This is a genomic window from Microseira sp. BLCC-F43 (assembly GCF_041929235.1).
Taxonomy (GTDB): domain Bacteria; phylum Cyanobacteriota; class Cyanobacteriia; order Cyanobacteriales; family Aerosakkonemataceae; genus Microseira.
In genome coordinates, this window is the sequence record NZ_JBHFNP010000263.1 from 1 (window position 1) to 10,552 (window position 10,552).

At 47.3% G+C, this 10,552-nt stretch carries 10 protein-coding genes and 1 pseudogene; 10 read left to right on the forward strand and 1 reads right to left on the reverse strand.

Features of this window, described 5'->3' with window-relative positions:
• From ACE1CM_RS34765 to ACE1CM_RS34810, 10 genes and pseudogenes are all read left to right on the forward strand, one after another.
• A pseudogene (locus ACE1CM_RS34765) lies at positions 1-186 on the forward strand (hypothetical protein); the annotation flags it as partial.
• A 419-nt stretch (positions 187-605) separates the two neighbouring features.
• Positions 606-2,381, forward strand: a complete 1,776-nt coding sequence (locus ACE1CM_RS34770) for an MASE1 domain-containing protein (RefSeq protein ID WP_374883464.1) — start codon at positions 606-608, stop codon at positions 2,379-2,381.
• Between the two features lie 396 nt (positions 2,382-2,777).
• A complete protein-coding gene (locus ACE1CM_RS34775; RefSeq protein WP_374883465.1) occupies positions 2,778-3,404 on the forward strand; it encodes a PP2C family protein-serine/threonine phosphatase in 627 nt (208 codons plus the stop codon).
• A complete protein-coding gene (locus tag ACE1CM_RS34780) occupies positions 3,388-3,534 on the forward strand; it encodes a hypothetical protein (protein WP_374883466.1) in 147 nt (48 codons plus the stop codon). The genes ACE1CM_RS34775 and ACE1CM_RS34780 overlap by 17 nt, the downstream gene beginning before the upstream one ends.
• 10 nt (positions 3,535-3,544) lie before the next feature.
• Positions 3,545-4,171 carry an ATP-binding protein gene (locus tag ACE1CM_RS34785; protein WP_374883467.1) on the forward strand — a complete coding sequence of 209 codons (627 nt, stop codon included), beginning with the start codon at positions 3,545-3,547 and terminating at the stop codon, positions 4,169-4,171.
• Between the two features lie 193 nt (positions 4,172-4,364).
• Positions 4,365-4,709 (forward strand): STAS domain-containing protein, encoded by a 345-nt coding sequence (locus tag ACE1CM_RS34790; protein WP_374883468.1) that lies wholly within the window; start codon positions 4,365-4,367, stop codon positions 4,707-4,709.
• 188 nt (positions 4,710-4,897) lie between these two features.
• On the forward strand, positions 4,898-5,815 hold the full coding sequence (locus ACE1CM_RS34795) for a GGDEF domain-containing protein (RefSeq protein WP_374883469.1): 918 nt from the start codon (positions 4,898-4,900) through the stop codon (positions 5,813-5,815).
• 335 nt (positions 5,816-6,150) lie between these two features.
• A complete protein-coding gene (locus tag ACE1CM_RS34800; protein ID WP_226585308.1) occupies positions 6,151-6,456 on the forward strand; it encodes a hypothetical protein in 306 nt (101 codons plus the stop codon).
• 268 nt (positions 6,457-6,724) lie between these two features.
• Complete coding sequence (locus tag ACE1CM_RS34805; protein WP_374883470.1) at positions 6,725-8,452, forward strand: succinate dehydrogenase/fumarate reductase flavoprotein subunit; 1,728 nt, start codon at positions 6,725-6,727, stop codon at positions 8,450-8,452.
• Positions 8,453-8,994: 542 nt separating this feature from the next.
• On the forward strand, positions 8,995-9,747 hold the full coding sequence (locus ACE1CM_RS34810) for a hypothetical protein (RefSeq protein WP_374883471.1): 753 nt from the start codon (positions 8,995-8,997) through the stop codon (positions 9,745-9,747).
• A gap of 130 nt (positions 9,748-9,877) precedes the next feature.
• Here ACE1CM_RS34810 and ACE1CM_RS34815 read toward each other — a convergent pair.
• Positions 9,878-10,552 (reverse strand): Uma2 family endonuclease (locus ACE1CM_RS34815; RefSeq protein WP_374883472.1); only part of this gene is annotated, 675 nt, incomplete at its 5' end.

The following is a 10,552-nucleotide window of genomic DNA, read 5'->3' on the forward strand; positions in this document are numbered from 1 at the left end:
TTGGGTTTTAAAATAAAACCTTCAAATCAAGTTCCCTGTAAGAACTGTCGATACTTTTCGGGTAACTTTTATCTGAAATGTGCGGTACATCCTGGTACAGTCCTCACCAAAGAAGCGAGCAATTGCGCTGATTACTCGCCTGTGGATGAGAAACCAGCGGCATCAAACTCTGGCGATAGTAGGTGAGTATAACTAAACTTGACGCGGAGATACCCGACTTTTTGGAAAAGTCGGGTATCTGGCTTTTCGCCGACCCGTCCCCAGCTTTTTGCGGTATAAAAAAACACAAAGTAAAGTCTAAAACCGGGTGGCGAGGCGCGAGAATAACAGGACTGACGCACGACCAACCCAGAAACCGGGTTTCAAAGCTGGGATCTCTAGTTACTTGCTCGACGATTTTTCCGAGAAACTTTGGTGTTTGCGTAAGTCCTGAATAAGTCAAAAGCATCCGGAAGAGAGCAAAATATAATGTAAATAACTCAATAATCACTTTACAAGAATAACTTGCGGGTGTGTCTGGGGTAGAGCTTAGGGATCTGTATAGCTTAACTACAAAACATGCCCTTATTTTTTAGGCGAAATTAACCCTAGCAAAGTCAAGAGTGATGAGAAAAACAAACCTCCTGTTAGGTAATTTGGCGATCGCTACGCTGTACTATCTTGGAGCTAGGCTGGGATTTTTATTGAGTATCTCCGAGGGAAATGCCTCGTCGGTATGGCCTCCATCCGGTATAACCTTAGCGGCTGTGTTATTAGGTGGATATCGCATTTGGCCTGGTATTTTGCTAGGAGCGCTTGCGGCAAATATCCTCAATCTGGGAAGCGGACACCCGTTGTTGATTGCCGTTGCTGTAGCATGTGGTGTTGCAACTGGGGGAACATTGGAGGCGGTGACAGGAGCTTGGCTCAATCAACGCTGGTGCGGTAAAGGCAATCTATTCGATCGAGGTCACAATATCATCAAATTCGTAGCCGCAGCAGCGCTCAGTTGCACGACTAGCCCGACTTTGGGCGTCCTCAGCCTGTGTTTGGGCGGTTACGTTCCCTGGAGTGCGTTTGGATACAGTTGGTTCACTTGGTGGATAGGGGATCTCACGGGGGTACTCGTACTAACGCCGCTGATCGTCACGTGGTTTCATCCAATTTTAAATTTTATATCGAGAATTTTCAGTTGCGGCTGGCGTGGGAGATTCAACGGTGCAAAATGGGCAGAGTTCGGACTCTGGCTGCTGCTGGTGGGGATAATTACAAATATTGCGTTTGGGTTTAGATATCCGATAGAGTACCTGATGATTCCCTTGCTCGTGTGGGCGGCGTTGCGATTTGGGAGAGGGGGAGCCACTTTAGCCATATTTTTGGTTGCGGCGATCGCAATTGTCGGTTCGGTGTACGGAGTCAGTTCATTTATCCGCAGTACGCTGTACGAATCCCTATTACTTTTGCAAACCTTCGTCGGTTCGGTAACGGTAACAACCCTGATATTATCTGCCGTCATCAACGAACGGGAAAGCGCTAAAGCCGAACTGGAGAAAGCCAATCAAGAACTAGAATACCGAGTCGAGAAACGCACCGCCCAATTAAAAGAAGCCAACGGGGAAATCACCCGCCTCAACCAACGCCTGCAAGCCGAAAACCTGCGCATGGCTGACGAACTAGCCGTGACGCGCAAACTGCAACAGATGATTTTACCCAAACAATCCGAATTGGAATCGATCGACCAATTAGAAATCGCCGGTTTTATGGAACCCGCAGCGGAAGTTGGCGGCGACTATTACGACGTTCTCAAACAAAATGGTCGCATCAAAATCGGCATCGGCGACGTAACGGGACACGGCTTAGAAAGCGGCGTACTAATGATTATGGTACAAACAGCGGTGCGAACGTTACAAGCTAGTAACGAAACCGATCCGGTAAAGTTTTTGCAAGTAATAAACCAGATCGTTTACGACAACGTGCAGCGAATGAATTCAGATAAAAACCTGAGTTTAGCCTTGCTCGACTATCAAGGGGGAATGCTGCGCTTAAGCGGACAACACGAACAAACAATCGTAGTCCGCGCCGGGGGACTGGTGGAACGCATCGATACAATAGACTTAGGCTTTCCCATCGGTCTGGAAGAAGATATAGGCGATTTTGTCTCCTCCGCCGACGTTGAATTGCAACCCGGAGATATAGTAGTGCTGTATACTGATGGGATTACAGAAGCCGAGAATACTCTCGGCGTGCAATACGGACTAGAACGGCTGTGCCAGGTAGTTAGCGACAACTGGGAAAAACCTGCCGGTGAAATCAGGCAAGCTGTAGTTGACGACCTACGGCGGCATATTGGCCAACAAAAAATTTACGATGATATCACTTTGGTAGTTTTCAAGCAGAAATAGGGAATCATATCAAATCCGGTGCTAATTGCTAATTGCTAATTCCCCCTACAGGTCGTAATTGCGATGCAACCGGAAACGATACAGCGGAGGACAAGGGAGTGAGGGAAAGCGTTATCGCTTCGTTTGTCAAGCGCGCTGTCATTTTTGCTGCTTGCACACAAAGGTGTACGATCAACGGCTGCAATCCGCGATCAATCTCATGGTTGGTAAGAAAGCTAAGGCATCTACTGCTGACGAACCAGCTATAAGGTATTAGGTTTGAGAGAAATCCGGAATATGAGCGTAAGTCCTGGGTATTTGATAGTTTCAATCAAAAATGCCCTTCTCGATCAAACCTGAGAACAAAAAGTCCAAGAGCGTACCGCTCAACTGATGCCAGCCAATGGAGAAATCCTAGTGTTGAACAAACGCCTAAAAGCTGAAAATATCCGTTTAAGCGCTGAGCTAGAAGTGGCTCGTAAACTGCGACAATTTATTTTACCAAAAGAAGCAACACTCCCTCAAATTCCCGAATTAGAAATTGCAGGCTTTTCCCAACCCGTAGCGGCAGTAGGGGGAGACTACTACGACATCCTGCAACAAAGCGATCAAATCAAAATCGGCATTGGGAACGTGACGGGACAAGGTACAGAAAGCCGCGTGTTAGCAATCGTGGTGCAAAGCGCCGTGGGGACGCTGCTGGCTACCAACGAAACCGATCCGGTGAAATTCCTCAAGGTTCTCAACTGCAAGATTTACGACAACTTGCAGCAGATGAATTGTGATAAAAATCTCACCTTCGTCTTACTAGACTATCAAGGAGGAATGCTGCGCTTAAGCGGACACGAACAGCTAATTGTAATCCTCTCTGGCGGCTCAGTAGAACTGATTGATACTATAGACTTGGGCTTTCCCCTCGGCATAGTTTCAGACATTGCCGATTTTGTCGCCTACGCAGATATACAGTTAAACTCAGGAGATGTCGTGGTGTTCTACACCGATGGAATTACAGAAGCAGAAGATATTAATGGGGTGCAATACTGAAGTAACTCGCCGCAACTGGCAACGATCCGCCGCCCTTATCGGGCAAGCAGCGATGGCAGACTTGCCGCACCATATCGGCGACCAAACCGTCTATGATGATATCACCTTGCTGGTGTTTAAGCAAAAATAGGTAATGGCTAATGGTTAATCTAACCAATCAACAATTTCCCATCTCAAATCCCCCTGACAAAATAGTTATGGCTCAAATCTTTGGAGACTTCATTGCAGATATACCAACCAGCGAGGAATACTTAATTATAGGGTTTTCACCCAGTTCCATGCCCCTGAAGCAGCGCTGGAGAAATAATGGTTTATCGGCTGATTTTATCGCCGACTATTTTACCACTTTCTTTCCCGGTGACCCAGCTCCTGACAAAGGAATTAGCATGAAAGCCGAGGTCAAGAGCGCCGTCAGCTTTATCGCCAATGAATTACTAGAAAATGCCATGAAGTTTAGCGACGAAACCTCCCAGTATCCCGTCACGATTAAACTGAATTTGAAGAGTAACAATATGGTGTTTTGGGTCACTAACAGCATCAGTTATCAACAAATAGAGAAGTTGCAGGCATTCATCCAGGATTTAACCCTTGGCGATCCCAGCGATTTGTTTATTCGTAGACTAGAAGAGCCTAGCTTTGGCGAATCCGGGTTAGGCTTACTGACAATGGTCAATGATTATCAGGCTAAACTAGGCTGGAAGTTCGAGACTGTCCAAACAGATCCTTTAACGATCGCCGTGACTACAATGGTGCAGTTAAAAATTTAACACACCCACCGGCGGCTGGGATGGGTGGATTTGAACCAACACGCTCGTCTACATAACAGATTAACTTTCAGGCGTGGGTTTGACCTTTCCCAAGCACATCCGTTGTGCGTGGGTGTAAGCTACCTAGCAGAGTAGTTTCCTCAGAGTAGGAAAGACTTCCAACGGCAAATTAAAAATTTAAGGTTTGAGGCTAATGGAGATTAGAACCGAAAATTACAGCATCTACTACGACAAACTGACTGAAACAGCGATCTTTAACGGCTCTCTGCGGCTGAGTGGAATCGAAGAATACGATCCGATTGTGCAGTTGCTCAACAACCTAGCCGAGCAAGAGCCGTCAACAATTACTCTCAATTTGCGTCAGCTTGATTTTCTCAACAGTTCGGGAATAAACGTTCTGTCAAAGTTTGTAATTAAGGTGCGTGAAAAAGGAAATATTCATATGGTAGTTCTTGGCTCTAACGAAGTCCCCTGGCAGGGAAAATCATTAAAAAATTTGCAGCGGCTAATGCCTTCATTGAACCTAGTTTTGGAATAGGGACTTCAGTTGGCTGTATGGTAAGGATAGAAAAACCAGGACTTACGCAAGGGCGTTGCCAGAAACCCGGTTTCGACCAGGATCTCTGGTTTCAAAACCAACGATTTTTCGGAGAAACCGCGAAGCAAGCGCGTAAGTCCTAAAAACCTGACGATCGTATATTTGTAATTGGCGCAAATCTCAAACCAATGCCAGAAGAACCATCCATAGAAGAGCTGCTAGAGGAGATAGAAAACTTGCGCCTGGAAGTGGACACCTTAAAGCGAGAAAAGGCCGATCTGGAAATCTTGCTCGATACTACCACTGCCCATGCTGATAGTATCGTAGAAATGTTGCACGCAATGTCTCTGCAACTGCACGAGTCGAACAAACAACTACAAGCCGAAATTGCCGAACGCCAGCGAACTGAAACTGGACTCAGATCGTCTCAAACAGAACTCGAGTCTTTGTTAGCAATTCTCAGCCGGGACAAAGCCGATCTGGAAATTATGCTGGAAACAACAACTCAACATGGCGATTTGATTGAAGAGCTGTTGCATAACCAATGTATCCGCGATCCGCTGACGGGTTTGTTTAACCGCCGCTTTGTAGGTAACTTTCTAGAAAGGGAACTCAATCGTTCGTTGCGCGAGCAACAAGCTTTGGGTGTCATCATGTTCGACATTGACCACTTTAAGCGCTTTAACGACACTTTTGGTCACGACGCTGGGGATGTGGTTTTGGCAGAAGTCGGGCGATTTTTGCAACACAGTATCTGTAATTCTGATATTGCCTGTCGCTACGGGGGCGAAGAGTTTATGCTCATTTTGCCAGAAACCGATTGGGAAAATACCAAACAGCGAGCCGAACAACTGCGCGATGGCATCAAGCACCTGAAATTAGAATATTTGCATCAGCCCCTGGGTGGCATTACCATCTCGCTGGGGGTGGCTTGTTTTCCAGAACACGGTACTTCTGGCGCGGAACTGATCCAAGTCGCGGATGTGGCGCTATACCGTGCTAAGGCTTTGGGACGCGATCGCGTCGTCACTGCCAAGTGTTTGAAGGACTTGCAGCAACTCATCCCTTCTTTGCCGCTGGAACTAGAACAAAAATTCCCCTTTTAGTTGACAAAAAATATCAGTTTTTTAGCAACGGTGAATCAGCCTAGTGCTGGCAATGCCAACTCTGCATTCTAAGGCAAAAACCATTCCCAATCGGGTATTTTTAGATTTTCTTCCCAAGCTAAGCTTCACCGTTACTGATTAACCATAACCAAAACCTCTACCCAGCGATAGAGAGCGAACGCTCATTCACCCCAAGAACGATTTGCTCTCCCTCAAAATCCAGCAAATTGTAAAGCTTTATTGCAACGCTTTAAAAAAATATTGAAAAATCAGCCAAACCCCGTTCAAACCATTACCCTAGAAATTTATAGGTTCTGTTGAGAGATAGGGATATGATGGATAAATTACAAAGATACCGCTTGGTCTGCACCCTCACCTTTGGCGATATCTACGGTCAAATCATCATTTGGTTAATTGTTATTTTCGCCAGCCTTGCCTCGGCACTTGCTTTGTGGAGTACCACCCGTCAGATCTACGCCATCATGACAGTAGGGTTGATTGTGGTAATATCCCTGCCTTTCTTGCTGTTTGCTTTCGTCACCACCCTGCTCAATCACATTGAGTTTGCCCCGCTAGAATCCAATCAAACCACTCGCACAGGGCCGATTCACATGCCTAACCAAGAAGCAAGGGCAACCTGAGGCAATGCCAGGATTTTAGATTTTAGATTTTAGATTTGAGATCGATCGGGACTTACGCCAAGAAACCGGGTTTCTATGCAAAATCGTCGCTTTTGAACTGAAGAACGCAGCAAGAAACCCGGTTTCCCAGAGTGGCGATCAGAGCGTCGTGCTTAAGACCTGTTGATGTTGAAGATCTAAAATTCGCCCTGAAGAATTTCCCTGCCTTTGGGTAGGGACTTTTTTTTGAGCCACCATAGATTGGCAACTATTTCTACAGAAGGGACATATGCTGGAACACGACGTGATTATTGTTGGCGGTGGATTGGCTGGGTGTCGCGCGGCGGTGGAAATTGCCCGCACCGACTATAGGCTAAACGTAGCCGTCGTAGCTAAAACCCACCCGATTCGTTCCCACTCGGTCGCCGCTCAAGGGGGAATGGCGGCGACGCTGAAAAATGTCGATACGGAAGATACCTGGGAAGCTCATGCCTTTGATACTGTCAAAGGTTCCGACTATTTGGCAGACCAAGATGCGGTAGATATCCTGACTCGCGAAGCACCCGGTGTCGTCATCGATTTAGAACACATGGGCGTGTTGTTTTCCCGCCTTGAGGATGGCAGAATTGCCCAGCGTGCCTTTGGCGGACATTCCCAGCGACGCACTTGTTACGCGGCGGATAAAACTGGTCACGCCATTTTGCACGAGTTGGTGAATAACCTGCGGCGATACGGCGTTCGCATCTACGACGAATGGTATGTGATGCGCCTGATATTGGAAGATGGTCAGGCGAAGGGTGTGGTGATGTACCGCATCGAGGATGGGCAGATTGAAGTGGTGCGCGCCAAGGCGGTAATGTTTGCTACCGGCGGTTATGGACGAGTTTACAATACCACCTCGAATGATTATGCTTCGACGGGCGATGGTCTGGCGATGTCAGCGTTAGCGGGCGTGCCGTTGGAAGATATGGAGTTTGTGCAGTTTCACCCCACGGGGTTGTATCCGGTGGGGGTGCTGATTTCCGAGGCGGTGCGAGGGGAAGGGGCGTATTTGATTAATAGTGAAGGCGATCGCTTCATGTCTACTTATGCCCCCAGTCGCATGGAACTGGCTCCCCGCGATATTACATCCAGAGCGATCGCTAGGGAACTTCGCAAAGGACGCGGTATAAATCCCGACGGCAGTGCAGGCGGTCCCTTTGTCCACCTAGACTTGCGCCACATGGGCAAGGAAAAAATCATGACCCGCATTCCCTTCTGCTGGGATGAAGCTCACCGCCTGCTGGGCATCGATGCGGTAAACGAACCCATCCCCGTGCGCCCCACGGTTCACTATTCGATGGGGGGCATTCCCACCAATACAGACGGGCAAGTACGAAGCAGTCTTGAAGGCTTAGTCGATGCCTTCTTCGCCGCCGGGGAATCTGCCTGCGTCTCCGTTCACGGCGCTAATAGATTGGGAAGTAATTCTCTCCTGGAATGCGTTGTGTATGGAAAACGCACTGGCGCTTCCATAGCACAATTTGTCCAAAATCGCAAGCTTCCAGATATTGACGAGCAACGCTACCTGAAGGAAGCGCAACAACAAATACAATCCCTGTTTGACCAGAAGGGACAGCAGCGCATCAATCAACTGCGGCAAGCGTTCCAAGACTGCATGACCCAGCACTGCGGCGTGTTTCGCACCGAGGCGAGTTTGCGGGAAGGGTTGAATCAGTTGCAACAGTTACAGCAGCAATATCAGCAGATTTATTTGGATGACAAAGGTAAACTTTGGAACACCGAAATTATTGAAGCGTTGGAACTGCAAAATTTGATGGTTGTAGGTCAGTTAATTATCGCATCTGCGCTCAATCGTACCGAAAGTCGGGGGGCGCATTGTCGGGAAGATTATCCCGAACGGGATGATGGCAATTTCCTCAAGCACACGATGGCGTATTACTCGCCTGCGGGGATTGATTTGCAATATCTACCCGTGGCGATTACCATGTTTGAACCGCAAGAGCGCAAATATTAACAGGACTTAGGCACGCGGGGCCAAAAACAAAGGTGATGCGTCAATCTCGCCACTGGAAACCCAGGATTTTTCCTATCACCTTTGTTTTTTTGCGTTAGTCCTGATTAAGTTTGATATCCCGCCGGGAAATATTTTGCCTCAGTTTGACAACCCGCCCGGAAATTTATTTCCGGGCGGGTTATTAAGTCGGTTTCAACCGACTTAATATCCGTAATATCATGTCCGCTTGAATACCCATAGTTAGGACTGACGCGCAGACACTAAGGACGCGGCGACGGGTCGAGTTTTAATTAAGGGCTATTTGCCAGACATGATATAAGATAAGCTTTTTAGAGCAAATTGTAGAGTCCCCATTAGGCGCAACGACGGGCTGCTGAGCTTGCTTGTAGACGAACTTTTTTGGCAAAAATCCATGTAAAAATTTGTAGCTTTTTTAGTCATTTTTCCAATAAAAAGCCACAACTGGATAGGGGTGCTATTTGTTTTAATTTGGCGCAAGAGCGCCAATTCACCAGGTGATAAACTGGCAAAGGAAAGAAGAAATGGCAACTTTTAATCTTGGGGCGTTGAGTAACACCCCCATTTCTCGCAACGAACAGGTAAGTAGTAGCGATCGCACCGATATATTCCAGTTCAGCTTAGGTAGCAAGAGAAACTTCAATCTCGCTCTTACGGGTCTCCCAACAGGGGTTCAGGCGGCTGTATCGGTGTATAAAGATACCAATAATAACTCGATCTTGGATGCAGGCGACCAAATTGTTGCCAGCACCTTTCACGATGGCACAACGAACGCAGATAGCGCAATTAATCGGCAAGCCTTCACAGCAGGAACCTACTTTGCTAAAGTTACTTATGGCAGCGGCGACCCAATCGATTACAAGCTGTTTTTATCTGCCACTGCACCAGGTCCGGGTACAATCTCACCCAGTAACTTGCTACCCAAAGAAATCGAAATTGGTGACCTTCTAGGTTTAACAGGCGTAGGTAGCAGAACCTTCGATGACTTAATCGGCAACGGGGACACCGCTGATGTCTACCACTTCCGCGTCGATTACGATGCCACGTTCAGGGCAGCTCTCACAGGACTAAGTGCGGATGCCGATATCCGACTGATTAAAGATTTTAACAGCAATGGGATTGTCGATCCAGGCGAGACGATCGCTCGTTCCATGAATGGTTACACCGCACCGGAATCTATCACCGCCAGCTTGGATGCCGGAGACTACTTTTTCCAAGTCTATCAATACAGCGGCGACACCACCTATCGCCTCAATCTATCAGCGTCGTTGATTTGACGAGCAAATTAAGTCCGCCGCGAGTATCAAAGACTCTTTCATGAGGATGAAAGACTCTTCCATGAGGATGAAAGACTCTTCGGCGAGTCTGGGAGACTCATCGACGTCTCAATGTGTCGGGTGCGACATATTACAATTGTTCGGGGTCGATGCCGCGATCGCGCAATCTTTCGAGCAAAGCTTGATAGCGTTGTTGTTCTTGTTCTAGTTGAGCGATCGCATTATCTGCACGCTGACGTTCTTCTTCAGCACGTTGACGTTCCTCTTCGGCACGCTGACGTTCCTGTTCTCTGAGTTGATCGAGTTCAACAGAGGTAAGAAACTTTTGTCCATCTGGGCGATAAATTTCTAGGGTGTCTTGTTTGAGTTCAAATCGAATCCCTAACCGAGGACTCGTCCAACCATTCATCTCATCAACTGGTTCTAAAAAATTCCCAGAACGAATCAAGCCAGTTAATTCTATATCTTCTGGGTCATAAATGTAATATTCTTCCACTCCATAGGCTTGATAAAATATCGCCTTTTGGGTCATCTTTCTGGCGCGATTGCCGGGAGAGAGGATTTCAAAGACAACTTGCGGGGCAATGTTATCTTCTTCCCATTGTTTGTAGGAACCGCGATCGCCTTTCGGTCTGCCAAATACAACCATTGCATCGGGTGCTTGACGGATTTTGTTATTTCCTTCAACGGGATACCAGAGCAAATCACCTGCGACAAAGACATTATCCACGTTGGCAAACAAGATTTCTAGATTCTCTTTAATCGTGACAATCCAGCGAAATTGTTTTGTATTGTCTGACATTGG